The sequence below is a fragment of the Amycolatopsis sp. cmx-4-83 genome, from assembly GCF_046548815.1.
In the GTDB taxonomy this organism is placed as follows: Bacteria; Actinomycetota; Actinomycetes; order Mycobacteriales; family Pseudonocardiaceae; genus Amycolatopsis; species Amycolatopsis pretoriensis_A.
On the sequence record NZ_JAEBEF010000006.1, the window covers coordinates 509,909 to 535,406 of the forward strand.

Sequence of the window (25,498 nt, forward strand, 5' to 3'; positions counted from 1 at the left end):
AGCGGGTGGCGGCCGTCGACCTCGGCGCGTCCAGCGGGCGCGTGATGGCCGGCACCGTCGGTCCTTCGACGTTGAGCCTGGCGGAGGTGCGCCGCTTCCCGAACGGCGGCGTCCGCGCCGGGCCGGCGTTGTACTGGGACGTCCTGGGGCTCTACCGCGAAACCCTGGCGGGGATCCGCGACGCCGGCGCGGTGGACGGCGTCGGCATCGACTCCTGGGCCGTCGACTACGGCCTCCTGGACGCCCGGGGCGCGCTGCTCGGCAATCCCTTCTGCTACCGCGATCCCCGCACCGACGGCGTCGCGGAAAAGGTGGCGGCCTCGGTGTCCGCGCGCGAGCTGTACGACGTGACGGGTCTGCAGCAGCTGCCGTTCAACACGCTGTACCAGCTGGTGGCCGAGGGCGACCGGCTCGAAGCGGCGTCGGCACTGCTGTTGATCCCGGACCTGCTGAACTACTGGCTGACGGGCTCGATCGGGGCCGAGCGGACGAACGCGTCGACGACCCAGCTGTACGACGTCCGTTCCCGGGAGTGGGCTCATCCGCTCGCTTCGCGGGTGGGCATCCCGTCGCGCCTGCTGCCCCCGCTGCGTGATCCCGGCACGGTCGTCGGCACGGCTTCGGAGCTTTCCGGCGTCCCGGTGATCGCGGTGGGCTCGCACGACACGGCGTCGGCGGTGGTCGCTGTCCCGGCGTCGCCGGGGGAGAACTTCGCCTACATCTCGTCGGGCACGTGGTCCTTGGCCGGCCTGGAGCTGCCCGCACCGGAGCTGAGCGACGCGGCGTTGGCGGCGAACTTCACGAACGAGGGCGGCGTCGACGGCACCATTCGTTTCCTGCGCAACGTGATGGGCCTGTGGGTGCTGTCGGAGACGCTGCGCACGTGGTCATCCCCGGACCTCCCGGGGTTGCTGACGGCCGCGGCTTCGTCCCCGGCCCTGGCGGCGGTGGTGGACATCGACGCCCGGGAGTTCCTGCCCCCGGGCGACATGCCCGCCCGCATCGCGGCAGCGTGCACGGCCACCGGTCAGCCCGTTCCCGCGGACCGGCCCGCGATGGTCCGGTGCATCATCGACAGCCTGGCCGTGGCCCACCGCCGCACGATCCGCGAGGCAGCCCAGCTGACCGGCCGCGTGGTGGACGCGGTCCACCTGGTCGGCGGCGGCGCCCGCAACGAACTCCTCTGCCAGTCGACGGCGGACGCGTGCGGCGTCCCGGTCCTGGCGGGCCCGGTGGAGGCGGCGGCGCTGGGGAACGTGCTGGTCCAGGCCCGGGCGCTGGGGGAGGACCTCCCGGACCTGGCGGCGATGCGGGCGCTGGTGCGGGAGACGCAGGAGATCCGCCGCTACGAGCCGTCGGGCCAGGGGGACTGGGACGCCGCCGAGGCCCGGCTCAGAGGTTGATGTTGCCGTGCACGTCGCCGGCCTGGATGACCTTGCCCGTCACGGTGCCGGTCACCGTGTTGTGCACGCCGCCGTACGTCACGCGGCCCTCCGGGAGCTTCTCCCACTCCGTTCGCAGGGCTTCCGCGAACTCCCGGTCCTCCGTCCCGGCCGACTCCAGCCGCTCGGCGAGCGCCCGGATCGGCTGGGTGTCGGACGACGGCGCCGACGCGGCCGCTTCCAGGGCCAAAGTGGCCGCAGGGTCCTTGGCGAACTTGCGTTTCACCAGGTCGTAGAGGCCAGTCGCCCCCTTCGCCGCCAGTGCGGCGGCGATGGAGATCAGGATGGGTTCGGGCATGCTTCAAACGTAGCCGCGCCCCGGCCGCGGAACCAGTTCTGCGCGTTCGTGCCCCACGGATAGCGGCAGCCGGGCAGACTCCCGCCACCACGGTTGCCAATCCGGCGCAACGACACGAGCCTGGTCGGAAAATCACCGACGAACCCGCAGGAGCCCGCGATGGCGCACCGTTCCCGCACCCTGGCCGCCGCTGCCGCCGGCGCGCTGGCCCTCTCCGTCCTCTTCCCCGCGACCGCTCTCGCCGACCCGCCGGGCGCCCTGCCCGCGAACGCGAGCGACTTCGAAAAGACGTTCCAGCCGGCCTTCGACTACGACAAGGACGGCTGCTACCCGACCCCCGCCATCGGCCCCGACGGCACGATCGCCCCCGGCCTGTCCCTCGGCGGCGACACCAACGGCCACTGCCGCGACTCCTGGGACCTCGACAACACGAACTCCTACTCGCGCCAGAAGTGCGACAACGGCTGGTGCGCGGTCATGTTCACCCTCTACTTCGAGAAGGACCAGGCCTCCCTCGGCCCGGGCAGCGCCGGCCACCGGCACGACTGGGAGCACGTCGTCGTCTGGGTCAAGGACGACCAGGTCGAGTACGTCGCCACCTCCCAGCACGGCGGCTTCGCCGTCCACGACCGCGCGAGCTTGCGCTTCGAGGGCACCCACGCGAAGGTCGTCTACCACAAGGACGGCGGCTCGACGCACTGCTTCCGCGCGGCCAACGGCAACGACGACCCGCCCGAGAACCACAAAGGCACCTGGCAGTACCCGGCCCCCGTCGGCTGGGACGGCTACCCCGCGGGCCTGCGGGACAAGCTCACCCAGGCCGACTTCGGGAGCGCGACCTTCGGCATCAAGGACGACCAGTTCGCCGGCAACCTCGCCAAGGCCAAGCCGGCCGGCATCCCGTTCGACGAGAACGCCTAGCATCGCGCGTCCAAGGTCCGTCGCCCGGCCGGCGGGCAACCTCAGCGCGCGGCCCTAGAGCCAGCCCCGCTCGTCGGCGATCCGGACCGCTTCCACGCGGTTGCGGCCGCCGGTCTTCGCGATCGCCGCGGAGACGTAGTTGCGGACCGTGCCTTCGGACAGGTAGAGCCGGGACGCGATCTCGGCGATCGTCGCGCCGGTCCGCGCGGTGATGAGGACGTCGCGTTCGCGGGCGGTCAGCGGGGATTCGCCCGCCGCCAGGGTGGCGACCGCGAGCGCGGGGTCCACCACCCGTTCGCCGGCCCGGACGCGGCGGATCGCGTCGGCGAGGACGTCGGCGGGCGCGTCCTTGACCACGAACCCGGCGGCGCCCGCCTCGATCGCGCGGCGCAGGTAGCCGGCGCGGCCGAACGTCGTGAGCATGACGACCCGGCAGCCCGGCACCTGCGCGGCGAGCACCGCCGCGGCGGCGAGGCCGTCCAGGCCCGGCATCTCGATGTCGAGCAGCGCGACGTCGGGCCGGTGTTCGCGGGCCGCGGCGACGACCTCGTCCCCGCGGCCGACCGACGCGACGACCTCGAAGTCGTCCTCGAGCGCGAGCAGCGCGCACAGCGCCTGGCGGACCAGTTCCTGGTCGTCGGCGAGCAGCAGGCGGATCGTCACACCGTCACCCGCAACCGCCAGCCGCGCGGGTCCACCGGCCCGGCCGAGAGGGAACCGCCGGCCGCGTCGACGCGCTCGCGCAGCCCCTCGAGCCCGGACCCGCCCTGGGCCGGACCGCCCACGCCGTCGTCGAGAACCTCCACGGTGGACGCCGAGAGCGTCACCGCGCACCGGCTCGCGCGCGCGTGCCGGGCCACGTTCGTCAGCCCCTCCCGCACCACCCAGCCGAAGAGTTCCTGGTGGGCGGGGGACACGACGTCGGTGGCCGTGGGCAGGTCGGCGGTGACCCCGCAGGCGCGCAGCAGTTCGCGGCCCCGGGCGAGCTCGCCGGCGAGCGAGACCTCGCGGTAGCCCGACACCGCCGCGCGGACTTCGGTCAGGGCCTGGCGGGCCAGCGTTTCCACGGCGGTCATCTCCTCACCCGCGCGAACGGCGTCGGCGTCGACGAGCCGTCGCGCCAGGGTGCTCTTCACCGTGATCGCGGTGAGCGAGTGGCCGAGCAGGTCGTGCAGGTCCCGGGCGATCCGGGTGCGTTCGGCTTCGGACGCCAGCCGCGCGACCTCGGCGCGAGCCGCGACCAGCGCGGTGTTGGCCCGGATCGCTTCGGCGAACGCGCCGACCATCAGCACGGTGAACACGAGCGCCACCGCCTGCGCCCAGCCCGGCCCGTCCGGCCACGGCACGGCGACGGCGGCGAGCGCGGCCGCGGCCACCAGGGCGACCGCGACCCGCCGGGGGAGCCGCGGCGCGGCCAGGGAAAGGACGACGGCGGCGAGGAAGAACGCGTCGGCGTTGGCGAAGGGGAGCGCGGCGCCGAACAGCGCGGCACAAGTGCTCGTGAGCACCCAGAACGGCCGGGCGGCCCGGCGCGCCGCGGCGGCCGCGGCGAGCAGGTACGCGACGGCGAACGCGGTCACGACCACGCAGCCCGCGACCGCCGCGGTGCCCGTCGAGTGCTGCAGCACGCCCGCGAGCGTGACCGCCGGGTAGACGAGCATCCCGGCGTCGAGCAGCCGCAGCCGCCAGCCGCGCACCCAGCGCTGCACGTCGCTCGCCCCGTCCACCACCGGAACGCTACCGGGCCCGACGGCGGTTGATCAGCACGGTGACGCCGAGCAGCAGCAGTCCGCAGACGCCCTGTTCGACGCGCAGCCACAGCGGGAACAGCCCGGGCAGCGCGACGATGACGACGATCGCCACCAGCATCACCGCCGAGACGAGCCGCAGCCGCAGGAGCCCCTTCTCCGATCCGCGGGCGGCGCTGCGGGCGAAGGCGAACGTCAGCAGCGAACTGGCGACGACGAGGGTGGCGCGCACCCAGACGGCGTCGGTCACCATCGCCGGGTGGTCGCGGAACAGGACGATCACGGCGAGCGTGAGCACGGAGAGCGCCGCGTAGGCGCCGGTGAGCAGCAGCACGGGCCGGAAACCGGCGGTGCGGGTCGTGGTGGTCATGCCGGAAATGCTCCGGCGCGGGCGCTCGCGGTGGCAGTGCCGTCGCACACCGGGCCGTCATGACATTTGTCATCGGCGCGGTACTGGGAGAGCGCTCTCACAGCGTGCTACAAAGGACGGGTGACGACGCAGCCGCCCACCTTGGAGGACGTCGCGCGGGTCGCCGGCGTCTCGCGGGCCACGGTGTCGCGCGTGGTCAACAGCGTCCGCAACGTCGACCCCAAGCTGCGGGAGACGGTCGAACGCGCGATCGCCGACACCGGCTACGTCCCGAACCGGGCCGCGCGGTCACTGGTCACCCGGCGCACCGGCGGGATCGCGCTGGTGGTGTCGGAGCCGGAGCGGCACGTCGAGGCGTTCACCGGCGGGGTCTTCGGCGACCCGTTCTTCGGCCGCGTCGTCGAGGGCGTCGTCTCCCACCTGCGCCCGCACGGCCTGCACCCGCTGCTGATGCTCGTCGACAGCGACACCGACCGCGCGAAGCTGGTCCCGAAGCTGCGCCAGGAGCAGGTCAGCGGCGTGCTGCTGATCTCCCTGCACCCGGCGGAAGACCCGTTGCCGCGCACGCTGACCGACGCGGGCGTGCCGACGGCGCTGTTCGCGCGGCCCGCCCGCCCGGCGCCGGTGTGCTACGTCGACGTCGCCCACCAGGACGGCGCCCGGCTCGCGGCCGAGCGGCTCGTCTCGCGCGGCTGCCGTCGCGTCGCGACGATCGCGGGCCCGGCGGGCACCCCGGCGGGCCAGGACCGGCTAGCCGGCTTCCGCGACGCGATGGCCCGCCACGGCCACGCGTACGTGGCGGTCGCCGAGGGCGACTTCACCGAGCACGGCGGCGAACGGGCGATGGAACGCCTGCTGGCCGAGGAACCCGCGCTGGACGGGCTCTTCGTGGCCAACGACCTGATGGCGTACGGCGCGCTGACGGTGCTGCGCGAAGCCGGCCGGCGCGTCCCGGACGACGTGGCGGTGGTCGGTTTCGACGACAGCCGCGTCGCGCTGAGCTGCCGCCCCCGCCTCACGACGGTCCGCCAGCCGGTCGAGGAGATGGGCGCGGCGATGGCCCGGATGGTCCTCGACCGCATGGCCGACCCGGACCTGCGCGCCGAATCGGTGATCTTCGACCCGGAACTCGTGGTCCGCGACTCGGGCTGAGCACTACGTTGGGCCGATGGCCGAGACCCAGCGCAAACCCGTGCCGCGCAACGACGGCGGCGAGCTCGACACCGCGACGGCGTTCCTGACCTTCGCCCGCGAGTCCGTCCTGAAGAAGACCGACGGGCTGACCGACGAGCAGCTGCGCGAGGTCCTCGTCGGGTCCGGCACCACGCTGCTCGGGCTCGTCCACCACCTCACGTTCGCCGAGCGGGTCTGGTTCGGGCACCACGTCGCCGGCGGCGAAAACCCCGGCGACGTGGACATGACCGTGCCTGAAGGCCGGTCGACGGCGGACGTGCTGGCCGGCTACCGGGCGGCGATCGAAGCGAGTGACGCGGCGATCCGGGCGGCCGGCGACCCGGCGGTGCCGGTGGCGGTCCCCGTCCTGGGCACCGCGCACACCCTCCGGTGGGTGCTCGCGCACATGACGTCCGAGACCGCCCGGCACGCGGGGCACGCCGACATCCTGCGCGAGCAGCTCGACGGCGTCACCGGCCGCTGATCTGTCCGGACAGTTCCGGTCAGTGGTCTGGACATCACCCCTCTCGCTGTGATCGGATCTGAACGCTTTTCCAACGTTGTAAAACGCCGAGTCCCCTTACCGGAACGGAGTTCCGCCGTGCGGACGAGAACAGCGAGAGCCCTCCGGCTGACGTGCGTGGTCGCCGTCGCCGCGGCTACGGTGACCGTCGCGACCCCCGCCACCGCCGCGCCCCAGCGCCAGACCGTCACCGCCGGGAACGCGCGCTTCCAGGTGCTGTCCCCGACGGTGATCCGGACGGAGTACGCCGGCGACGGCCGCTTCACCGACGCCGCCACCTTCAACGCCGTCGGCCGCGGCTCGTTCACGCCGACGCCCTACACCTCCACGGTTTCCGGCGGCGTGCTCACGATCCGGACGAGCGCGACGACCCTGACCTACCGGCTGGACTCCGGCCCGTTCGACGGCGGCAACCTCGAAGTGCGCACCACCGCCGGCGCGACCCCGGTGCTCGCCGCGCCCTGGCGCCACCTGACCTGCCGGACCGGCGCGCTGTGCGAGGCCGAAGACCTGACCGCCGACGGGCTCGGCATCGCCACCGACCACCGCGGCTACACCGGCGAAGGCTTCCTCGCCGGTTTCGAAAGCGCCGGCACCTCGGCCACCGCGGACGTCGAAGCCACGGCCGCCGGCACGTACTCGCTGGCCGTCCGCTTCGCCAACGGCCAGGGCGGGGACGGCCAGCACGTCACCCGCACCCTGAGCGTCTCGGTCGACGCGGGTGCGCCGCAGAAGCTCACCCTGCCGGCGACCACCGACTGGGACACCTGGGCGGTCGCGTCCGTCCCGGTCACCCTCGGCGCCGGCCACCACAGCGTCCGCCTGCAGCGGACCGCGGCGGACTCCGGCAACGTCAACGTCGACGCCCTCGCGGCGCTCCCCGCCGGTGCGGCCTTCCCGCCCGCGTCGGCCCGCGCCTACACCGGCTGCCCGGCCGGCGTGAGCTGCGAGGCGGAAGCCGGGCTGCGGACCGGCTCGGCCGTCGTCGCGACCGATCACCCGGGCTACGCCGGGCGCGGCTTCGTCGCCAAGCTCAACCGGGGTTCGGCGCTGACGCAGCGGATCACCGACGTCGCCACCGCCGGCACGTACCAGCTGAGCGTCCGGTACGCCAACGGCACCGGCGGCGACGGGCGCCACGAGACGCGGACCGCGACGGTCGCCGCGAACGGCGTGACGCGCACGCTGTCCCTGCCGGTGACCGACGACTGGAACGCGTGGAAGACCGCGTCCGTCCCGGTCGACCTGCGGGCCGGCGCGAACGACGTCGTCCTCGGCTGCCCCGACGACACCAGCTGCCACGTCAACGTCGACACCGTCGCGGTCACGGCGACGGGCGCGGCGGCCCCGCAGCCGCACCTCGCGCTCGGCGGGTACCGGCGCGGCCTCGACGGCGTCAACGGCGACAACGGCACCCCGTCGCTCACCGAGGGGCTCCTGCACCAGGACGGCTGGTACCTGCTCGACGACAGCCCCTCGGCGCTGTACGACACCGCGACCCGCAAGGTCACGCAGCGGCCGTCGCACGGCGGGAGCCCGTACCAGGACGGCTACGTCTTCGCCTTCGGGCACGACTACAAGGCCGGGCTGCGCGACCTCGCGACCCTGACCGGACCGCCCGAGCTGCTGCCGCGCTGGGCGTACGGCGTCTGGTACTCGGAGTACATCGACCGCACCGCGGCCGACTACCGCGACACGATCCTGCCGCGCTTCCGCAGCGAGGGCGTGCCGCTCGACGTGCTCGTCACCGACACCGACTTCAAGGCACCCGACACCTGGAACGGCTGGCAGTTCGACACGAACAAGTTCCCGGACCCGGCCGGCTTTTTCGCGTGGTCCAAGGCGCAGGGGCTGCACAACACCCTGAACACCCACCCGAGCATCATGGGCTCGGACCCGCAGTTCGCCCGCGCGCAGGCGACGGCGAAGGGCAAGCTGGTGAAGTCCGGCTGCGGCACCGACTGCTACGTCTTCGACTGGGGCGACCCGGACCAGTTGAAGGCTTACCTCGACCTGCACGCCGGGATGATGCAGCAGGGCAACGACTTCTGGTGGCTGGACTGGTGCTGCGACGGGTCGAAGTCGAGCCTGCCCGGCGTCACCCCGGACGCGTGGATCAACCAGCAGTACGCCGACCTGGCCGCCCCGGCGACCGGCCGCGGCTTCGTCACCTCTCGGGCCTACGGTTCGCTGCAGGCCGGCGGCTACGGCGGCCCGATCGGGCTGTCGACGGGACCGTGGGCGGACAAGCGCAGCACGCTCCACTTCACCGGTGACACGTCCTCGACGTGGGGCACGCTGCGGATGGAGGTCGGGATCACCCCGGCCGAGTCGGCGGCGACGGGGATGTCGGCGATCAGCCACGACATCGGCGGCCATAACGACACGACGGGCCTGCGCGGCAGCGAGACCTACACCTCGGGCGGCCAGCAGCACCAGACGGCCAAGCTGCCCGACGACATGTACGCCCGGTGGGTGCAGCTCGGCACGTTCCAGCCGATCGACCGCCTGCACAGCAACCACAGCGACCGGCTCCCGTGGCAGTACGGCGACGCGGCGAAGGCGTCGGCGACGAAGTTCCTGAACCTGCGGGAAAACCTGGTGCCCTACACCTACACGCTGGCCCAGGAAGCCGCGACGACGGGCGTGCCCGTGGTGCGCCCGACGTACCTGGAGTACCCGGACGAGCCGGCCGCGTACGCGGCGGCGTCGAGCGAGTACTTCTACGGGCCGGACCTGCTGGTGGCGCCGGTGACCACGCCGGGGACGTCCGCGACGACGTCGGTCTGGTTCCCGCCGGGGCAGTGGACGGACTACTTCAGCGGCAAGACGTACGCGGGCGGCACGACGCAGCAGGTCACGTCGGACCTCGGCACGATGCCGGTGTTCCAGCGCGGCGGCGGCATCACCGCGACCCGGACGGCGGACGTGCCCGACGACGTCCAGAGCCCGCTGAACCGGGTGACGGTGACGGTCGCGCCGGGCGGGGCCGGGTCGTTGTCCCTGTACGAGGACAACGGCACGTCGTCGGCGCAGAGCTCGACGACGAAGATCACCTACGCCGAGCGGGGCGGTTCGCGCTCGGTGACGGTGGCGCCGCCGCAGGGCCGGTACCGCGTGGCGGACCGGGAGTGGACGGTCGAGTTCCTCGGCGTGTCCGCGGCCCCGAGCCGGGTGAAGGTCGGTGGCGGGTGGGCCCCGTCGTCGGCGTGGAGCTGGGACGCGGCCACTCACACGTTGACGGTGAAGGCCCCGGCCCGGCCCGGGCGGGCGCCGGTCACCGTGACGTACTGAGCCTCCGGCGGGCGGCCGGAAATGCCGTGGAGGCCACCTCGAAGGAATCCTTCGAGGTGGCCTCCACGGATTTCAAACGGTCTTCGGGAGCACCTCGGTCTGGCGGGCGCCTTCGGTGCCCAGCTCGCCGGCCAGTTCGCGGGTCTCCGGCTCGGCCCCGGACGTCTGCTCGCCGCGGGCGAGCACGACGACCTGCGCCGCGTTCGCCCGCAGCAGCGCGATCAGGCGCCGGTCGAACTCGGGGCCGGTGTCGGTGCGCAGCGCCGCCAGATCGGCCGGCGTGACCATGCCCGGCATCCGGTGTCCACTGTGGACATCCGCGGCCGGGAGCCCGGCCCGGTCGCGCACCGACTCCAACCGCGTCAGCAGGCGCTGCGAAGGCGCCACCACCGCGTTCGCCGCTTCTCGCACCGCCGCGCTCCCGGCCCGCTCCGGGGCGAGCCGGGCCGCGGCGAGTGCGTTCGACGTCATCGGCACCACGAGCTGCAGCCAGGCCACGTCCGTGGGGTTGAAGGCGGCGGTGGCCGGCCCGGGAGCGGGGGTGGGGCCGGTGGTGGCGCACCCGCCCACGGACAGCGCCACCACCGCCGCCCCCAAGGCCAGCCTTTTCACGGGCGGCCGGGCAACCGGTAGTTCGGCCCGAGCACGGTGCCGCGGTCGGGTTTGTAGAGGTCGAACCCGCGCGGGTCGCACTGCAGGCCACCGTTGATGCAGTGGGTCACCAGCGCGGCCAGGGTTTGCGGGTCCCAGGCGTTGAAGAAGTCGTAGTGCCACGAGTACCCGCGTCCGCTGGCCAGGTGCACCCCCGACATGTCGCCGCTGACCGGGAACGCCATCTTGAACTCGAGCATCGGCACCGCCACCGGGTGGTCGGCGGGGCACGTCAGCGTCGCCCGGTCCGGGTACGCCATGTGCCCCTTGTGGTCGGCCGAATCCAGGTGGACGCCGTCCCAGCAGCTCGGTGCCTGGTAGCGGATGTTGAGCTGGCTGCCGGCGACGCAGTTCACCGGGATGTCCCAGTTGTGGAAGCTGTCCCCGCACTCCCAGCCTTCGATCGCGCCGGGGGCGTGCTGGAACTCGTCCTGCGTCGCGGTGACGCTGCCGGCGACGTACCGCAGCCCGGGCGGGAACGGCACCACCTTCGTGTAGTCGAGGATGCCCGACTTGTAGTAGACGACCTGCGCGAAGTTCGGCAGCACCACCTGGTTCCCGTTGAGCACGGTCGGGAACCAGTACGCGGACAGGTCGTCCGGGGCCAGGCAGGTCGTGTTGCCGACGCCCGCGGCCTGCAGCGACTGCAGGGTCGTGGCCGCGTTCGTCGTCTTGTTGCCGATGAACGTGTGGTCGTGCGAGGCGCCGGGCAGCCCGGGGAAGACGATCGGGTCGTCCGGCTGGTGGTGGCTGGGGGAGCAGTTGACCTGGAACTCGTGGTGGGTCACCAGGTCGTCGGCTCCGGCGGGCGACCAGGTGGCCGCGGTCAGGAAGGCGCCTGCCAGCACGGTGGCGGCGGTGCAGGCGAGGAGCGCGGCTTTCGTTGCCAAGGGTCCTCCACGGTGAGGTGCCAAGGATGGGAGAGCGCTCTCCAAGAGCATGCGCACCGGGGTGCCGCCGTGTCAAGGAGCACCCGGATACCGCGGCGGGAAGGCATTGTCCGGTTCGGGACGAGATCCTTGACAACGCGGGGCGCGGTGACGAACCATCGGTCGCGCTGGAGAGCGCTCTCCAACCTCCGTCCCTCGTCCCTCGCTGTAGTCGTACGGGAGTCATCGTGGACCGACCGTCGCTCCTCCGTGCCGTCCCGGCGCTGGTGGCCCTGCTGGTGCTGGGGTTGCTCGCCGGCCCGTCCCCGGCGCACGCCGCCACCGTTCTTTCCCAAGGCAGACCGGTGACCGCGTCCAGCACCGAAGGCGCGGGCACCCCGGCGTCGGCGGCCGTCGACGGCGACCCCGGCACGCGCTGGGCGAGCGCCTGGAGCGACCCGCAGTGGCTGCAGGTCGACCTCGGCGCGCCCGCCGACATCAGCCAGGTCACCCTGAACTGGGAGGCCGCCTACGCGACTGCATACGAAATCCGGATTTCCGACAACGCCGTGAATTGGCAGACTGTATACAGTACGACCACGGCGGTCGGTGGTATCCAAAATCTCACGGTCACCGGGCACGGCCGGTACGTCCGCCTCTACGGCACGCACCGCGTCGGCGGCTACGGCTATTCGCTGTGGGAGTTCCAGGTCAGCGGCACCCCGGGAGCGCAGAGCGGTCCCGGCGTCACACGGGTGACCGGCGCGCAGGGGAACTGGCAGCTGACGGTCGACGGTATCCCGTGGACCGTGAAGGGACTGACCTGGGGACCGCCGGTCGGCGAAGCGGCGACGCGGATGCCGGAACTGCACGCGATCGGCGTCAACACCGTCCGGACCTGGGGCACCGACGGCACTTCGCAGCCGTTGCTCGACGCCGCCGCGGCCAACGGCATCAAGGTGGTCAGCGGCTTCTGGCTGCAACCGGGCGGCGGCCCGGGCAGCGGCGGGTGCGTCGACTACACCACCGACGCGAACTACAAGAACACGATGCTCGCCGAAATCCAGAAGTGGGTCACCGCCTACAAAGCACACCCGGGCGTGCTGATGTGGAACGTCGGCAACGAGTCGATCCTCGGGATGCAGAACTGCTACTCCGGCACGCTGCTGGAGCAGAACCGGATCGCCTACACGCGGTTCGTCGACCAGGCGGCGCAGGCCATCCACGCGATCGACGCGAACCACCCGGTCACCTCGACCGACGCCTGGACCGGTGCCTGGCCGTACTACAAGGCGTACGCGCCGGACCTCGACCTGTACTCCGTCAACTCCTACGCCCAGGTGTGCCAGGTCAAGCAGGACTGGCTGGCCGGCGGCTACACGAAGCCCTACATCATCACCGAGACCGGGCCGGCCGGCGAGTGGGAGGTGCCGAACGACGCCAACGGCGTCCCCGGCGAGCCGACGGACCAGCAGAAGCGCGACGGTTACGTCAACGCCTGGAACTGCGTGCTGGCCCACCCGGGCGTGGCGCTCGGCGCGACGCTCTTCCACTACGGCACCGAAGGCGACTTCGGCGGCGTCTGGTTCAACATCACCACCGGCAACGAGAAGCGGCTGTCCTGGTACGCCGTGCGGAGGCTCTACAGTGGACAGACGTCGGGCAACACGCCGCCGGTGATCTCGTCGATGAACCTGAGCCGCACCACCGACGTCCCCGCGGGCGGCACGTTCACCCTGACCGCCGCCGTGTCCGATCCGGACGGTGACCCGATCGCCTACACCATGGGGTACAACAGCAAGTACATCAACAACGCGGCGGGGCTGATCCCGGCGCAGTTCACCGGGAACGGGACGTTCACCGTCACCGCGCCGCAGCAGCTGGGCGTCTGGAAGATCTACCTCTACGCCCGGGACGGCCACGGCAACGTCGGCATCGAGACGCGTTCGCTGCGCGTGGTCGCGCCGCCGGTGCCGGGTACGAACCTGGCCCGCGGCGCCGCGACGACGGCCTCGACGTACCAGGCCGACGGTCCGGGCGCGCCGTACCCGCCGCAGGCCGCGACCGACGGGAACACCGCGACCCGCTGGGCGAGTGCCTGGGCCGACCCGCAGTGGCTGCAGGTCGACCTCGGCCGCAGCCAGGCGTTCGACCACGTGCAGCTGGTCTGGGAGTCGGCGTTCGGGAAGGCCTACGAAATCCAGGTCAGCGACGACGCCGCGAACTGGCGCAGCGTGTACGGGACGACGTCCGGGGACGGCGGCGCCGACGACATCGCGGTTTCGGCCACCGCGCGGTACGTCCGGGTGAACGCCACCCAGCGCGGCACCGCGTACGGCTATTCGCTCTACGAGTTCGGCGTCTACCGCTCCTGACCCGGGAGGGGTGGCCCCTCCGGTGTGGGGGCCACCCCGCGCGTCAGGCCGGGATCAGGCAGAAGAGGTGCCCCTCGGGATCGGCGAGCACCACCCAGTCGGTGCCCCCGGGCTGGAAGCCCGGCTTGGTGGCACCGAGTCCTTCGAACTCGGCGACGGCGGCCTCGAGGTCGCCGACGGTGAGGTCGAAGTGCGCGTGCTTGGCGGCGTCCGGCCAGCCGGGACCGCGGTAGCCCTCGACGCGCTGGAAGCCGAGCCCGACCGGGCCGCCGCCGAGCTGGGCGGAGTCCGCGTCCTGGTGCGTCACTTCCCAGCCGAGCGCCTTGGCGTAGAAGGCGGCGAGCGCGGCGGGGTCGGCGCAGTCGAGGACGATGGTGGTGAGTTCTGCGGGCATGGAGTTGCTCCTTTCGTCGTGCGGCAGCCTGCCCGCGGTCCGGGGGTGCGGTCTTGAAGATCCTTGCGGGCCGGGATTGTCGTACCCCCGGCGTACGGTCCGGTTCGTGCGTGAAGCAGTCGAAGTCGTGGCCCGCCCCGGGTACGCGGTGAGCGTGGTGGAGTGCGCCGACGACCACACCGGGTGGTCGCCGGCCGAAGTGTCGTCGGCGCACCGGATCGTGCTCGTCCGCCGCGGCCGCTTCCGCCGCCGCGCCGGGGGAGTGGTGGCGGACGCCGACCGGACGGTGGCCTACCTCGCGGCTCCCGGCGACGAGGAGTGCTTCGCCCACCCGGCGGGCGGCGACACGTGCACCTCGGTGAGTTTCGGTCCCGGGCTGTGGTCCCGCTTGGCGGGCGACCGGCCCGCGCGGCCGACGGTGTACGTCGACGGCGCGCTGGAGCTGGCCCACCGCCGAGCCGTCGCGTCGGTGGCCGACCCGGACTACGCGCTGGCGGAGGAATTGCTGGCGCTGGTCGGCCGGGCGATCACCCAGGCGGTTGCCTCGACGCCGGCGGGTCCGGTGCGCGCGGACGACCGCGAGCTGGTCGCGCGGGCCCGGGAAGCGATCGGGTCCGACGAGCCGGCGGCCCGCGGGCTGTTCACGCTGGCCGAGGCGCTGGGGGTGTCGCCGTACCGGTTGAGCCGCGCGTTCCCGCGCGAGCTGGGCGTTTCGGTGACGAGGTACCGCAACCGCGTCCGGGTCGGCCGCGCACTCGACCGGCTGGAGGCGGGGGAGCGGGAGCTGGCGGCCCTGGCGGCGGATCTGGGGTTCTCCGACCAGGCCCACCTGACGCGCACGGTCCGCGAGCACGCCGGAACGACGCCGGGGGTGATGCGCCGGCTGCTGGCGAACGGACGGAGGTGAGGAGGTCCCGCGAGACCCGGCGATGCGTGCGTGCTCGCGCGGAAGTACTTGGCGGCGCGAGGTGGTTGCCGATCGACCGCCGGCGCGGAAGTGCACGGCGGCGTGGCGTCGGTGCCGCTCGCGCGGATGGCGACCGGCGCACCAGGAACGGTCCACGCGTGCCGACCCTCGAGCACCCGCGCCCCGCAAGACCCGCGGGTCGATCCAGCGCGCGCAAGGTTGCCGAAGCCGAACCCCCGACACCCGTTCGCAAGGATCGCGCGGCGGGCACGGAGTTAGGCGCGTGGCCACCCCCAGCGGCCACGTGAGTCACCCCGCGGCCGCTGCGCCACCCCGGGTTCCGTGTCATGTTTCCGAAACACCGAACGGGAGTATCGTAGTCTTTCCGGGACGGGCTGTGTCAAGTTTTCGGGACAGCTACGCTGACGGTTGTCACGTTTCTTGGCTGAGGGTGGTGTGTGGTGAGCGAAGGGCGCAGTTTCGCCGAACGGCTGGCGCACTTGATCGCGACCGTGCACCCGCCGGACCGCAAGCCGTACTCCTACCGGGAGATCGCGACCGGCGTCGCCGACCGGACCGGGGTCTCGATGTCCGCGACGCACGTGCAGCAGCTGGCCGTCGGCGCGCGCAAGGACCCCAAGCGCTCGCACATCCAGGCGCTCGCGCAGTTCTTCGGCGTGCCCGTCACCTACTTCTTCGACGACGAGGTCGCGGGCCGGATCGACAGCCAGGTCGAGGACGTCGTGGCGTGGCGGGACACCGAGGCGCGCACCCTGGCGCAGCGGGCGATGCGGCTCTCCCCGCGCGACCGCGAAACCGTCACCGCGCTGCTCGACCAGCTCGGCAGCTACGACGAGACCCGGCGCCGCGAAGGCCGGCGCCGGAAGCCCGAGTGAGCCGCGCCGGTCGGTTACGATGACCTCGTCCGTGATCGCGCCCCGGTGCAGCCGGCTGGCGCCCGGTGAGCGGGGAGGACCCATCGACGAGCGTGGTCTGCCGGACCTCCGTGACCGGGCGCGGGAGCGCGTCCGGGCGGTGCTCGCCGTCGTCCCGCTGCCGCGGCCGTGGTCGATGAACGGCTGGGTGGACCGCCTCGAGGCCTGGCGGGGGCGCGAAATCGACCTCGTCCCGATCACCTACCGGCCCGGGCAGCCCTCCGGGGCCTGGCAGGCGCGCCCGGACTACGACCTGATCGCCTACACCGAGCACACGTCGGCGCTGCACCAGGACCACATCATCGCCCACGAGCTCGCCCACATGCTCTGCGCGCACACCGGCACCTGCCTGATGGCCGAGTCCGACGCCGCCCAGCTCGCCCCGGACCTCGCGCCCGCGGCGTTGTCGCACCTGCTCACGCGCGTCACGAGCGGCACCGAGGAGTACGAGGCCGAACTGATCGCCGTCCTGCTGATGAGCGCCGCGACCAGTGAGCCGCCCGCCGTTCAGCCGGGAGCGTCCGGCCGGGCAGCCGACCAGGCTAGGCGGCTGGCGGCACTCCTGGGATAGTCGCGTCCCGTGATCGACATTCTGTTCCTCGGGGTCGGGGCCTTCGCGCTCGTCGTCGGCATCTGGCGCGCCGTGCGCGCCCGGCGCACCGGTGCGGGCGCCGGCCTGGCCGTCTCGCTCATCGCGCTGGGCGCCGCGTTCTGCTTCCTCTCGAACCGCGCGCAGCAGTTCGAGAGCGAGCTCTACCCCAGCCTCGGGCGCCTGCTGTCGAACCTCGCGACGATGGTCGCCGCGTACGGGATCGGGCTGACCGTCGCGGAGATCAGCGGCACCCGCGACCGCGGCCGCCGCACCCGGCTGGTCGCGCTCGGCGTCGCGCTGACGTTGCTGGTCGTCACGTTCTTCAGCACGCAGGGGCTGCCCCACGGGGTCGGCGTGTTCGACGAGCTCTACCGCACGCACCCGACGCTGGTCGTCTACGTCTTCGCCTACACCGTCTACCTGGGACTCGCGGTCATCGACATCGGGATCGTGGCGGCCGTGACGATCCGCGCGAGCGGCGGGGCGCTGCGCGCCGGGCTGGTGTTGCTGCTGCTGGCGTCGGCGTTCGCGCTCGCGTACCTGGCCGGGAAGGTCGTCGGGACGATCCACGCGCTGCAGGCCGAGCACCCGGTGAAAGCGTTGTGCCGCGGGCCCTTCTCGACGGTGCCGTGCGCGCTCGACGTCGGGTTCCCGGCCGTCTCGGTGCTGCTGATCGTGCTGGGCCTGACGATCCCGGCGGTCCCGGGCCTGACGGCGGCCCGCCGCGACGCCCGGACGCTGCGCCTGCTGCGTCCGCTGCGCGCGCACCTGACGCGGCGCTACCCGGAGATCGTCCGCATCGACCCGGGCGGCCCGTCGCGGCGCGAACGCCTGCTGACGGCGATGAGCGAGACCAACGACGGCCTCATCCTGGCCGGCGCGACCCCGGACCTCCCGCCGCCGGCGGTGGCGCGCCTGGTCCGCGACCTTCCGGACGAACCCCGCGAGACCCCGCCACCCACCGCGCCCGGCGAACCGTTCGCCGCCGACGTGGCCCGGCTCCGCGCGATCGCCCGCGCCTACCGGCAGCTGGCGGGCACCCCGGCCGCCCCGCCGAGCCGCCGCTGAGCGCTCAGCCGCCGAAGCGCGCGGACAGCCGCGGTTCCCAGCCCCGGTCGGTGAGCGCGACGAGCTGCAGTTCCGCCGCCTGATCCGTCAGCGGAAGCAGCGGCCGGACCTCGGCGGCCACCCGCTCGAGGACGTCCGCCTCGCCACCCATCGCCACCGTCACGTGGGCGCCCGGGCGGGGACCGAACCGCCCGCCGTACGGCCGGACTTCGGGCCAGCGCGCGCAGACGGCGTCGGTGACCGGCTGGAGCGCGGGCGCCGGGATCGCAGCGAAACCGGGTGCCGTGACGAACTCCGTGAGCGGCACTTCGGTCGGCGAGAACGTCGCGGCGAGCGCGCGGACCGCGTCGAGGACGGCGTCGCTCACTTCGGCAGCCGGCAAGAACGGGTAGAGCGCCGTCACGTGGGCGGGCAGGCCGGGGCGGACCAGGGCGGGGTCGACGCGGCGGGCCGCTGCCAGCACCGGTTCGGCGGCGGGCAGCAGGATCACCAGTGCGGTGGTTCCGGGTTCGGGCACCCCCGCATCATGGCAGTCAGGCGACGGCGGCCGCCGGGAACCGGCCCGCGCGGGCCAGTGCGAGGCTGCGCATGCACAGCTGGACCAGCTCTTCGTTGGCGCGGCTGCGCGGGACGTGCCCGCAGAGCCCGCAGCGGATGGTCACCTCGCCGGCCAGCTCGTCCACCGCGACCAGCGCCTGGTGGTCGCAGCGGCGGCACCAGCGGTAGCCGATCGCCGGGTTCGTGTGCACCGGCGACGACACGCATTCGTGCAGCCAGCGGCGGTGCGTGCGGCAGGTGACGCGGTCGGTCGGGTCGAGCCCGCCGTCGTCCTCCACGCGGTCTTCGCGCGCCAGAGTCGAAGCCAGCAGCGGCTGCCGCGCGGCGGCGGGCCGGTCTTCGGGGTTGGGCGCGGCCCACGCGTGGTGGTCGCCGCACCGGCACTTCTCGGTCATGGAGCCCCCAGGGTCGGGTCGTTCGATGCTTCGAGTGTGAGCGCGGCCACGGACGCCGGACAACCGGAAAAGCGCTCAGTGTCGACCGGCGGCACGCCACTCGCGACGGACGGGTGAGCGGACTTCGGCGCTCGGTTATGCGAACATATGTTCTATGACCGACGAGGGGCCCATCCTGCACGCCGATCTCGACTCGTTCTACGCGTCGGTCGAGCAGCGCGACGATCCGGCGTTGAAAGGACGCCCGGTGATCGTCGGCGGCGGGGTCGTGCTGGCGGCGAGTTACGAGGCCAAGGCCTACGGCGTCCGCACCGCGATGGGCGGTGCGCAGGCCCGCAGGCTGTGCCCGCAGGCGGTCGTCGTGCCGCCGCGGATGTCGGCGTACCTGGCCGCCAGCCGCGCGGTGTTCGAGGTCTTCCACGACACGACGCCGTGGGTGGAGGGCATCTCGATCGACGAGGCGTTCCTCGACGTCAGCGGCCTGGCCAGGATCGGCGGACGGCCGAGCCACATCGCCGAACGGCTGCGCGTCGCGGTCGCCGAGCGGGCCGGGCTGCCGATCACGGTCGGGGTGGCGCGCACGAAGTTCCTGGCCAAGGTCGCCAGCCGGGTCGCGAAACCGGACGGCCTGCTGGTGGTGCCGCACGACGGCGAGCTGGAGTTCCTGCACCCGCTGCCGGTTTCGGCGCTGTGGGGCGTCGGCAAGGTCACGACGGAGAAGCTGCACGCACGCGGGATCCGGACGGTCGGCGAGCTCGCGACGTCCGAGCAGGTGGACCTCGACGGCTTGCTCGGCCGGGGCCCCGGCCGCCACCTGCACGCCCTGGCCCACAACCGCGACCCCCGCCGCGTCGAGGTGGGCGTCCGCCGCCGCTCGATCGGCGCCCAGCGGTCCCTGGGCCGCGCCAGACGGACCCCGGCCGAGCTCGACGTGGTGCTGGTGGCCCTGATCGACCGCATCGCCCGCCGCCTGAGGGCCGCCCACCGCGTCTGCCGGACGGTGACGATCCGCCTGCGCTTCGCCGACTTCGAGCGGGCCACTCGTTCGCACACGCTGACCGAGCCGACGGCCGGCACCGGCGTGCTGCTCACGGCGGCGCGCGAACTGCTCGTCGCCGCGCTGCCGTTGATCGCCGACCGCGGGATCACGCTGCTGGGCGCCGCGTTGTCCAACCTGGCCGACGACGACCCGTTCCAGCTGACACTGCCCTTCGAGCGCCAGCGAGCGACGGAGCTGGACACGGCACTGGACGCGGTGCGCGACAGGTTCGGCAAGGCGGCGGTGACGCGCGCGGTCCTGCTCGGCCGGCCCGACGACCTCGAAGTGCCGATGCTGCCCGACTGAGCGGCCCGATCCTCCGCCGCGGCAGCACACCGCTTCCGCGCAACTGTTTCCGGTCGCGTCGCGCAGTTCCGCGGGAACCAGGTGATCCGCCACGATTTCCGATCCCGGTGCGAAACCGCCGGGATCCGTCAATGTGGCGGCAATCGCCTCGCGCCAGGTCCGTGGTGACGCCGAGCCAGCTCGCGGACACGGGGCGAAACAGGTCCAGTCCACTCTGGACGAGCCGTTCGGCGACCCGGCGGCGGCGAGCAGTTCCCGTTCGACCACCTGTGTCGCCGGGTGGTGGACCTCGAACACCCGGAAACGTCCGGAGACGGCCCGATACGCGAACGAATCGTGACCGGCGCCCGAAATCGGATACTGGTCTATACCGGAATGGGAGAGCTGCTCTTCGGCGAACCGTCGGCGGCACACCGCCTCGGCGCGGGCACCCCCGAGGACCGGGTGGGTGCCGTGGAGCCGGTGGTACGCCAAGAGTTCCTCCGCGTGCTCGCCGAGCAGCGGAGCGGCGAAGGAGCTCGCGAAGATGTAGGGTTCGGTGTCGTCGAGCAAATGTGCCGCCCGCGCGACAGCCGCGGTGAAGACGGTGCGGCTCGCATTACCGGGAAACTCGGGGTTGGTCACGCCGTCACGGTACCGATTTGATTTCGAGCCTATCACGAAATTGATTTTCGGCCAAGGCGCAGCCCATTCCGGCGCCGTTGCGGTCACTCTGGACGCGGGCGACCCGCTCGCCCGGGCGGCCATTGTGGACGCTTGACGGGTGTCGCGCGTGCCGGACGTGATTCGACAGGTTAGGGTCTGTCCGACCGTGTTCTGGAGAAGATGAGGAACGACGAACCATGGCGCAACGGGTGCAGGTCCAGATGGTGGACGACCTCGACGGGAGCGAGGCTTCGCAGACCGTCCCCTTCAGTCTCGACGGCGTGACCTACGAAATCGACCTGTCCGAGGACAACGCCTCCGCGCTGCGGGACGAACTCGCGCGCTACGTCGGCGCCGCGCGTCGCATCGGCGGCCGCAAGGTGCGCCTCGCGACCGGTCAGTCGCTGTCCGGCTCGGGCGGCGGCTCGGGGACCGACCGCGAGCGCAACCGGCAGATCCGCGAGTGGGCGCAGGCCAACGGCTACGAGGTCGCCGAGCGCGGCCGCCTTTCCAGCGAGATCATCGCGGGCTTCGAGGCCGACCAGGCCGCGGCGGCCGAGCCCGTCGACGTCAAGCCGGCGCGCAAGCGAGCCCCGCGCAAGAAGTCTTGAACCGGAGCGGCAAAACTTCCTGACGGGTAACGGGTTCGTCGCGGTGCGTGCGCACCGCCCGGCCCGCCCCAGGGATTCCGGCCCGAGCGCCCCGAAGTGCCGTCGAGTGCGAATGCCGCACCCGACGTCACTTCGGGGCGCTTTTGTGCGTCCGTAGGTGTTCGTTGTGGACGCCGGACGCGGTTCGACGGGTGTCAAAGCTTGTCGACGGTGCCTTCGATGGCCAGACTGGCAGTGCTCCGCGCGGCCGGTACCGCGGCGGAGCACCGGCCCGGTGGCCGCCTCCTCCCTCGATGGCCACCGGGCCGCCTTCTTGCCTCGAACCGCAGCCTACCGCATACTGCATACAATCTGCAGTCTGCGAGGAGGCGGTCGCCATGGCCGAGATCCGCGAGCTCCGAGACGTCTACGGCCGGCGCTACCGCGTCGGGGAGTCCGACCGGGAGCTGCTCGGCAGGCCCCGGACGTGGATCACCTGGCTGGCCGCCGCGGCCATGCTCGCCGCCGGGGTGCAGCAGTACGGCTTCGGCGCGATCGTCCCGGCGCTGAGCCGGGCGCACGGCTGGACGTTCGGCGGGATCGCGCTGTCCTTCGCCGTTTGGGCGATCTGCCAGGCCGGGGTGGCGTTCCCGGCGGCGTGGCTGCGTGACCGCGGGGTGTTCCCCGCGCCGGCCGCGATGGCCGCCGGCGCGGTGCTGTGCGCCGCCGGGCTCGTGACGCTCGGCCACGCGAGCAGCCTGCTCACCGTGTTCCTCGGCTACTCCGTGCTCGGCGGGCTCGGCACCGGTCTGGTGTACGCCACGTGCATCGGCGCGGTGCTCGCGTGGTTCCCGGACCGCGGCGGCTCGCGCGCGGGCGTCGTGAGCGGGGCGTTCGCCTTCGGCAGTGTGCCGTTCGTCGTCCTCGCCGCAGCGTTGCCGGAAGCGAGAGCAGTGCTCTTGGACATGTCCGCCGCTCTCGTGCTCGTCGTGATCGCCGGCTGCGGCGCGGTGCTGCGCTACCCGCCGCGGCACTGGTGGCCCGCCACTCCGGAACCGCGTGCCTGGGCATTGGACCGGGCGCACAACCGGCGGCCGGCCGTCCGGCACTACCGGCCGGCGGAGCTCCTCCGGTGCGCGACGACGCGGGCGCTGTACCTCGTGGTCGTGCTCGCCGCCGCGGTGCTGTTGTTCGATCTGGCTTACCTGGCGACGTTCGTCGCCGAACGCAGCGGGCCCGGGCTCGCCGGGGCCGCGGTTGCGTTGCTCGCCGCGGCGACGGGCAGTGGGCGTGTCCTCGTCGGACGGCTCGCCGACCGGCTCGGCCGCCACCGGATCCTGCGCTTCGCGCTCGTCGCGGGCGGGCTCGCGCAGTTCGCGCTGTTCTCCTCGGGCGAGCACCGGCACGCGGTCGGCCTGCTGCTGGGTGTCGCGCTCGCCGGCCTCGGCAACGGCTGCTGCTACACGCTGCTCGTCGGCCTGGTGCGCGAGTACTTCGGCGAGGAGTCGGTCGCGCAGAACTTCGGGATACTTTACAGCGCGAAGGCAGTCGGCGCGGGGGTCGGGACCGGGCTGGCCGCGCTCGTCGTGGCATCGCACGGGTTCGCCGGTGCGTTCGCCGTGGCCGGTGTGCTGAGCCTCGCGGCCGGCGTGCTGTCCGGGCGGCTGACCCAGCCGGGCCGCCCCGAGTCGCTGCTGCCGGCGGCCTGACGTGGGGCGGATGACCAGCAGGCGCCCGGTGGTGCGCGTCCGCGACGGCGCGCACACCACCCGGCCGGACACGCTCACCGTCGAGGAACCCCTCGAAATCCGGGTCGGCGGCAAGGCCCTGTCGATCACGATGCGCACGCCGGGCGACGACTTCGACCTCGCCGCGGGGTTCCTCGTCGGGGAAGGCGTGGTCCGTGCGGCCACCGACATCCGGGCGATCCGCTACTGCGCCGGCGCGACGGCCGACGGCGGCAACACCTACAACGTCCTCGACGTGACACTCGCCGACGGCGTAGCACCGCCGGACGCGTCGGTCGAGCGCACCTTCTACACGACGTCGTCGTGCGGCCTGTGCGGCAAGGCGAGCCTGGACGCGGTCCGCACGACGGTGCCGTGGCCGGTCGCCGCGGACCCGTTCACGACGGACGCGGCGACACTGGCCGCCCTGCCGGACGAACTCCGCGCGGCACAACGGGTCTTCGACCGCACGGGCGGCCTCCACGCGGCGGGCTTGTTCGACGGCGACGGCGAGCTGCTGTGCCTGCGCGAGGACGTCGGCCGGCACAACGCGGTGGACAAGGTCGTCGGCTGGGCCACCCGCGACGGCAAGCTGCCCCTCCCGGGCACGGCGCTGATGGTGAGCGGCCGGGCGTCGTTCGAGCTGGTGCAGAAGGCGGTGATGGCGGGAATCCCGTTGCTGGCCGCGGTTTCGGCACCGTCGTCGCTGGCGGTGGACCTGGCCGCGGAGCTGGGGCTGACGCTGGTGGGGTTCCTGCGGGGGACGTCGATGAACGTCTACACCCGACCGGACCGCCTGGGCCTTCAGCCGAGCTGACCGAGCACCGCCCCGACCACGGCGTCTTCGGGTGACCGGTGCACGGCGGCGAGCTGCCACGGGGGAGGCCGGTCGAACCGCCGGACAGTGAGCTCGGGAAACCGGGTGACGACGGAGGCGGGCAGGACACAGGCGGCGAGCCCGGCCTGCACGATCCTCGCGGCGGCGGCGAGATCGTCGACTTCCAGGGTGGGCCGCCGGCCGGGGAACGCGCGGTCGACGGCTTCGCGGATCGCCCAGCCGGGTGGGAAGCCGACGAGCGTGAGGCCGGAGAGGTCCGAAGGAGCGGAGCGCGCCCCGCCGGGAGCGGTGGCGAGAACGAGTTCTTCGGCCGGGAGCGCGGTGGTGACGAGCCCGGCACCGCGGCGGCCGGCCGGCGCGGCGCCGGGGGTATCGGAGACCGCGGGAGTCGGCTCGCCGGAGGTTGCGCTGCCATGGGCAGGCGGCGACGCGCCGGCGGTGGCGTCCGCCACCTTGCCGAGCGGGCCGGGGAAGGCACGGTGGCTCCCGGAGCCGGCCGGTTCGCCGGCTGGTGTCGTGCCCAGCGGGCCGGGTAGCGCGGTCAGCAGCAGGTCCACTGTGGACTCCGCCACCGCGCACCCCGCATCCCCGGGCGGCAGCTGGCGGACCTCCACCCCCAAACCCGGGTGCGCGTGCCGCAGCTTCGCCAGTAGCCGGTGCAGGTCCGCCAGCAATCCGGGGCACATCCCCACCCGTACGCACCCGCCCAGCGGGGAGACCGCCGCGCGGGCTCGCTCCGCCGCCTCCAGCGCCGCCCGCGCGGCGGGCACGAAAGCCTCGCCGGCGGGCGTCAAAACCACCCGGTGCGTTGTCCGGTGGAACAGCGGCGTGCCCAGGTCCCGCTCCAGCGCACGCACCACAGTGGACACCGTCGACTGCACCGTCCGCAAACGCTGGGCTGCCGCCGTGAAACCGCCTTCCTCGGCGACCGCCACCGCCACAGCCAGCTGACGGAGGTCCATCACAGCACCTCGCGGACCAGCGCTGCCGTCTCGCTCGGGGTCCGGCCCACGCGGATGCCGGCCGCCTCCAGTGCTGCCTTCTTCGCCGCCGCCGTGCCTGACGAGCCGGAGACGATCGCGCCCGCGTGGCCCATCGTCTTGCCTTCGGGGGCGGTGAACCCCGCGACGTAGCCGACCACCGGCTTCGACACGTTCGCCTTCACGAAGTCCGCCGCCCGTTCCTCGGCGTCGCCGCCGATTTCGCCGATCAGGACGATCACGTCGGTCTCCGGGTCCTTTTCGAACGCTTCGACCGCGTCGATGTGCGTCGTCCCGATGATCGGGTCGCCGCCGATGCCGACGCACGTCGAGAAGCCGACGTCGCGCAGCTCGTGCATGAGCTGGTAGGTCAGCGTGCCGGACTTCGACACCAGGCCGATCCGGCCCCGGCCGGTGATGTCGGCCGGGATGATGCCCGCGTTGGAGCGGCCGGGGGAGATGATGCCCGGGCAGTTCGGGCCGATGATCCGCGTCCGCCCGCCCGCGGCGACGGCGTGCGCCCACAACCGCGCGGAGTCGTGCACCGGGACGCCTTCGGTGATCACCACCGCGAGGCCGATGCCGGCGTCCACCGCTTCGATCACCGCGCCGGCGACGAACGGCGGCGGCACGAACAGCACGCACACGTCGGCGGCGGCCGAAGCCATCGACTCCGCGACGCTGCCGAACACCGGCAGCGAACAGCCCGGGAGCTCGACCGTCTGCCCGGCCTTGCGCGGGTTCACCCCGCCGACGACGTTCGTCCCGGCGGCCAGCATCCGCCGGGTGTGCTTGGCGCCTTCGGAGCCGGTGATGCCGGAGACGACGATCCGGCTGGTCTCGTCCAGGAAGATGGCCAC

General features: G+C 73.0%; 25 protein-coding genes and 1 pseudogene. 14 read left to right on the plus strand and 12 right to left on the minus strand.

Translation table 11 applies throughout. The features are described 5' to 3' along the window. Positions 1-5: 5 nt before the first annotated feature. On the plus strand, positions 6-1,403 hold the full coding sequence (locus ACLJQM_RS21095; protein ID WP_410632555.1) for a rhamnulokinase: 1,398 nt from the start codon (positions 6-8) through the stop codon (positions 1,401-1,403). Here ACLJQM_RS21095 and ACLJQM_RS21100 read toward each other — a convergent pair. Next, the gene (locus ACLJQM_RS21100) at positions 1,393-1,740 is read right to left on the minus strand and encodes a hypothetical protein (RefSeq protein ID WP_247023485.1); all 348 of its coding nucleotides are present in this window, start codon (positions 1,738-1,740) and stop codon (positions 1,393-1,395) included. The two genes, ACLJQM_RS21095 and ACLJQM_RS21100, sit on opposite strands and share 11 nt — an antisense overlap. A gap of 159 nt (positions 1,741-1,899) precedes the next feature. On the opposite strand from ACLJQM_RS21100, the gene ACLJQM_RS21105 reads away from it, so the two are divergent. After that, positions 1,900-2,661: an NPP1 family protein gene (locus ACLJQM_RS21105; RefSeq protein WP_360768819.1), complete on the plus strand. Its 762-nt coding sequence runs from the start codon at positions 1,900-1,902 to the stop codon at positions 2,659-2,661. A 54-nt stretch (positions 2,662-2,715) separates the two neighbouring features. Here ACLJQM_RS21105 and ACLJQM_RS21110 read toward each other — a convergent pair whose 3' ends face one another. The 3 genes from ACLJQM_RS21110 to ACLJQM_RS21120 are packed head-to-tail and all read right to left on the minus strand — an operon-like array spanning position 2,716 to position 4,779. Further along, positions 2,716-3,324, minus strand: coding sequence for a response regulator (locus tag ACLJQM_RS21110; RefSeq protein ID WP_410632479.1), 609 nt, complete (start codon positions 3,322-3,324; stop codon positions 2,716-2,718). Beyond that, complete coding sequence (locus ACLJQM_RS21115) at positions 3,321-4,388, minus strand: sensor histidine kinase (RefSeq protein WP_410632480.1); 1,068 nt, start codon at positions 4,386-4,388, stop codon at positions 3,321-3,323. Before ACLJQM_RS21115 ends, ACLJQM_RS21110 begins: the two co-directional genes overlap by 4 nt. Before the next feature lie 10 nt (positions 4,389-4,398). Beyond that, on the minus strand, positions 4,399-4,779 hold the full coding sequence (locus ACLJQM_RS21120) for a hypothetical protein (protein WP_410632481.1): 381 nt from the start codon (positions 4,777-4,779) through the stop codon (positions 4,399-4,401). 120 nt (positions 4,780-4,899) lie between these two features. Between ACLJQM_RS21120 and ACLJQM_RS21125 the strand changes: the two genes are divergently transcribed. The 3 genes from ACLJQM_RS21125 (at position 4,900) to ACLJQM_RS21135 (ending at position 9,769) form a co-directional block, all read left to right on the plus strand. Next, a complete protein-coding gene (locus tag ACLJQM_RS21125; RefSeq protein ID WP_360768808.1) occupies positions 4,900-5,931 on the plus strand; it encodes a LacI family DNA-binding transcriptional regulator in 1,032 nt (343 codons plus the stop codon). 16 nt (positions 5,932-5,947) lie between these two features. After that, positions 5,948-6,436: a DinB family protein gene (locus ACLJQM_RS21130; RefSeq protein WP_410632482.1), complete on the plus strand. Its 489-nt coding sequence runs from the start codon at positions 5,948-5,950 to the stop codon at positions 6,434-6,436. 117 nt (positions 6,437-6,553) lie between these two features. Continuing rightward, complete coding sequence (locus ACLJQM_RS21135; RefSeq protein WP_410632483.1) at positions 6,554-9,769, plus strand: TIM-barrel domain-containing protein; 3,216 nt, start codon at positions 6,554-6,556, stop codon at positions 9,767-9,769. A 72-nt stretch (positions 9,770-9,841) separates the two neighbouring features. Here ACLJQM_RS21135 and ACLJQM_RS21140 read toward each other — a convergent pair whose 3' ends face one another. Continuing rightward, positions 9,842-10,381 (minus strand): DUF305 domain-containing protein, encoded by a 540-nt coding sequence (locus tag ACLJQM_RS21140; RefSeq protein ID WP_410632484.1) that lies wholly within the window; start codon positions 10,379-10,381, stop codon positions 9,842-9,844. Then, a complete protein-coding gene (locus ACLJQM_RS21145; RefSeq protein ID WP_247023473.1) occupies positions 10,378-11,310 on the minus strand; it encodes a DUF1996 domain-containing protein in 933 nt (310 codons plus the stop codon). The genes ACLJQM_RS21140 and ACLJQM_RS21145 overlap by 4 nt, the downstream gene beginning before the upstream one ends. Before the next feature lie 227 nt (positions 11,311-11,537). Between ACLJQM_RS21145 and ACLJQM_RS21150 the strand changes: the two genes are divergently transcribed. After that, positions 11,538-13,664, plus strand: a complete 2,127-nt coding sequence (locus ACLJQM_RS21150) for a discoidin domain-containing protein (protein WP_410632485.1) — start codon at positions 11,538-11,540, stop codon at positions 13,662-13,664. 43 nt (positions 13,665-13,707) lie between these two features. Here the strand turns inward: ACLJQM_RS21150 and ACLJQM_RS21155 are convergent, their stop codons facing one another. After that, complete coding sequence (locus ACLJQM_RS21155) at positions 13,708-14,058, minus strand: VOC family protein (protein WP_360768794.1); 351 nt, start codon at positions 14,056-14,058, stop codon at positions 13,708-13,710. Between the two features lie 76 nt (positions 14,059-14,134). Here ACLJQM_RS21155 and ACLJQM_RS21160 point away from each other — a divergent pair, with 76 nt between their 5' ends. The 4 genes from ACLJQM_RS21160 to ACLJQM_RS21175 all read left to right on the plus strand — a co-directional run bounded on the left by ACLJQM_RS21160 (position 14,135) and on the right by ACLJQM_RS21175 (position 17,560). Next, entirely contained in the window at positions 14,135-14,965 is an 831-nt protein-coding gene (locus tag ACLJQM_RS21160; protein ID WP_410632487.1) for a helix-turn-helix domain-containing protein, read from the plus strand. Between the two features lie 461 nt (positions 14,966-15,426). Next, positions 15,427-15,861: a helix-turn-helix domain-containing protein gene (locus ACLJQM_RS21165; protein ID WP_247023469.1), complete on the plus strand. Its 435-nt coding sequence runs from the start codon at positions 15,427-15,429 to the stop codon at positions 15,859-15,861. Between the two features lie 19 nt (positions 15,862-15,880). Beyond that, on the plus strand, positions 15,881-16,471 hold the full coding sequence (locus ACLJQM_RS21170; RefSeq protein WP_410632488.1) for a hypothetical protein: 591 nt from the start codon (positions 15,881-15,883) through the stop codon (positions 16,469-16,471). A gap of 9 nt (positions 16,472-16,480) precedes the next feature. Next, positions 16,481-17,560 (plus strand): hypothetical protein, encoded by a 1,080-nt coding sequence (locus ACLJQM_RS21175; RefSeq protein WP_410632489.1) that lies wholly within the window; start codon positions 16,481-16,483, stop codon positions 17,558-17,560. A 4-nt stretch (positions 17,561-17,564) separates the two neighbouring features. Here the strand turns inward: ACLJQM_RS21175 and ACLJQM_RS21180 are convergent, their stop codons facing one another. Both ACLJQM_RS21180 and ACLJQM_RS21185 read right to left on the minus strand, forming a co-directional pair. Then, positions 17,565-18,077 (minus strand): 2'-5' RNA ligase family protein, encoded by a 513-nt coding sequence (locus ACLJQM_RS21180; protein WP_247023466.1) that lies wholly within the window; start codon positions 18,075-18,077, stop codon positions 17,565-17,567. Between the two features lie 16 nt (positions 18,078-18,093). Beyond that, positions 18,094-18,513, minus strand: coding sequence for a hypothetical protein (locus ACLJQM_RS21185; protein ID WP_247023465.1), 420 nt, complete (start codon positions 18,511-18,513; stop codon positions 18,094-18,096). Between the two features lie 154 nt (positions 18,514-18,667). On the opposite strand from ACLJQM_RS21185, the gene dinB reads away from it, so the two are divergent. After that, positions 18,668-19,858, plus strand: coding sequence for a DNA polymerase IV (gene dinB, locus ACLJQM_RS21190; RefSeq protein ID WP_247023464.1), 1,191 nt, complete (start codon positions 18,668-18,670; stop codon positions 19,856-19,858). 288 nt (positions 19,859-20,146) lie between these two features. Here dinB and ACLJQM_RS21195 read toward each other — a convergent pair. Beyond that, positions 20,147-20,605: pseudogene (locus ACLJQM_RS21195) on the minus strand (class I SAM-dependent methyltransferase); the annotation flags it as partial. A 95-nt stretch (positions 20,606-20,700) separates the two neighbouring features. Between ACLJQM_RS21195 and ACLJQM_RS21200 the strand changes: the two are divergent. The 3 genes from ACLJQM_RS21200 (at position 20,701) to fdhD (ending at position 23,637) form a co-directional block, all read left to right on the plus strand. Then, positions 20,701-21,114, plus strand: a complete 414-nt coding sequence (locus ACLJQM_RS21200) for a histone-like nucleoid-structuring protein Lsr2 (RefSeq protein ID WP_247023462.1) — start codon at positions 20,701-20,703, stop codon at positions 21,112-21,114. 377 nt (positions 21,115-21,491) lie between these two features. Continuing rightward, positions 21,492-22,802: an OFA family MFS transporter gene (locus ACLJQM_RS21205; protein ID WP_410632490.1), complete on the plus strand. Its 1,311-nt coding sequence runs from the start codon at positions 21,492-21,494 to the stop codon at positions 22,800-22,802. 1 nt (position 22,803) lies between these two features. Next, positions 22,804-23,637, plus strand: coding sequence for a formate dehydrogenase accessory sulfurtransferase FdhD (gene fdhD / locus ACLJQM_RS21210; RefSeq protein ID WP_410632491.1), 834 nt, complete (start codon positions 22,804-22,806; stop codon positions 23,635-23,637). On the opposite strand, the gene ACLJQM_RS21215 is transcribed toward fdhD, so the two are convergent. Beyond that, positions 23,625-24,620: a LysR family transcriptional regulator gene (locus ACLJQM_RS21215; RefSeq protein ID WP_410632492.1), complete on the minus strand. Its 996-nt coding sequence runs from the start codon at positions 24,618-24,620 to the stop codon at positions 23,625-23,627. The two genes, fdhD and ACLJQM_RS21215, sit on opposite strands and share 13 nt — an antisense overlap. Next, a complete protein-coding gene (sucD, locus tag ACLJQM_RS21220) occupies positions 24,620-25,498 on the minus strand; it encodes a succinate--CoA ligase subunit alpha (protein ID WP_410632493.1) in 879 nt (292 codons plus the stop codon). Before sucD ends, ACLJQM_RS21215 begins: the two co-directional genes overlap by 1 nt.

Coding starts and splice junctions, on each gene's coding strand:
- ACLJQM_RS21100 (WP_247023485.1), bottom strand. CDS start 1,740: ATGCCCGAACCCATCCTGATCTCCATCGCCGCCGCACTGGCGGCGAAG.
- ACLJQM_RS21105 (WP_360768819.1), top strand. CDS start 1,900: ATGGCGCACCGTTCCCGCACCCTGGCCGCCGCTGCCGCCGGCGCGCTG.
- ACLJQM_RS21120 (WP_410632481.1), bottom strand. CDS start 4,779: ATGACCACCACGACCCGCACCGCCGGTTTCCGGCCCGTGCTGCTGCTC.
- ACLJQM_RS21130 (WP_410632482.1), top strand. CDS start 5,948: ATGGCCGAGACCCAGCGCAAACCCGTGCCGCGCAACGACGGCGGCGAG.
- ACLJQM_RS21155 (WP_360768794.1), bottom strand. CDS start 14,058: ATGCCCGCAGAACTCACCACCATCGTCCTCGACTGCGCCGACCCCGCC.
- ACLJQM_RS21170 (WP_410632488.1), top strand. CDS start 15,881: ATGACCTCGTCCGTGATCGCGCCCCGGTGCAGCCGGCTGGCGCCCGGT.
- ACLJQM_RS21185 (WP_247023465.1), bottom strand. CDS start 18,513: ATGACCGAGAAGTGCCGGTGCGGCGACCACCACGCGTGGGCCGCGCCC.
- dinB (WP_247023464.1), top strand. CDS start 18,668: ATGACCGACGAGGGGCCCATCCTGCACGCCGATCTCGACTCGTTCTAC.
- ACLJQM_RS21200 (WP_247023462.1), top strand. CDS start 20,701: ATGGCGCAACGGGTGCAGGTCCAGATGGTGGACGACCTCGACGGGAGC.
- ACLJQM_RS21205 (WP_410632490.1), top strand. CDS start 21,492: ATGGCCGAGATCCGCGAGCTCCGAGACGTCTACGGCCGGCGCTACCGC.
- ACLJQM_RS21215 (WP_410632492.1), bottom strand. CDS start 24,620: ATGGACCTCCGTCAGCTGGCTGTGGCGGTGGCGGTCGCCGAGGAAGGC.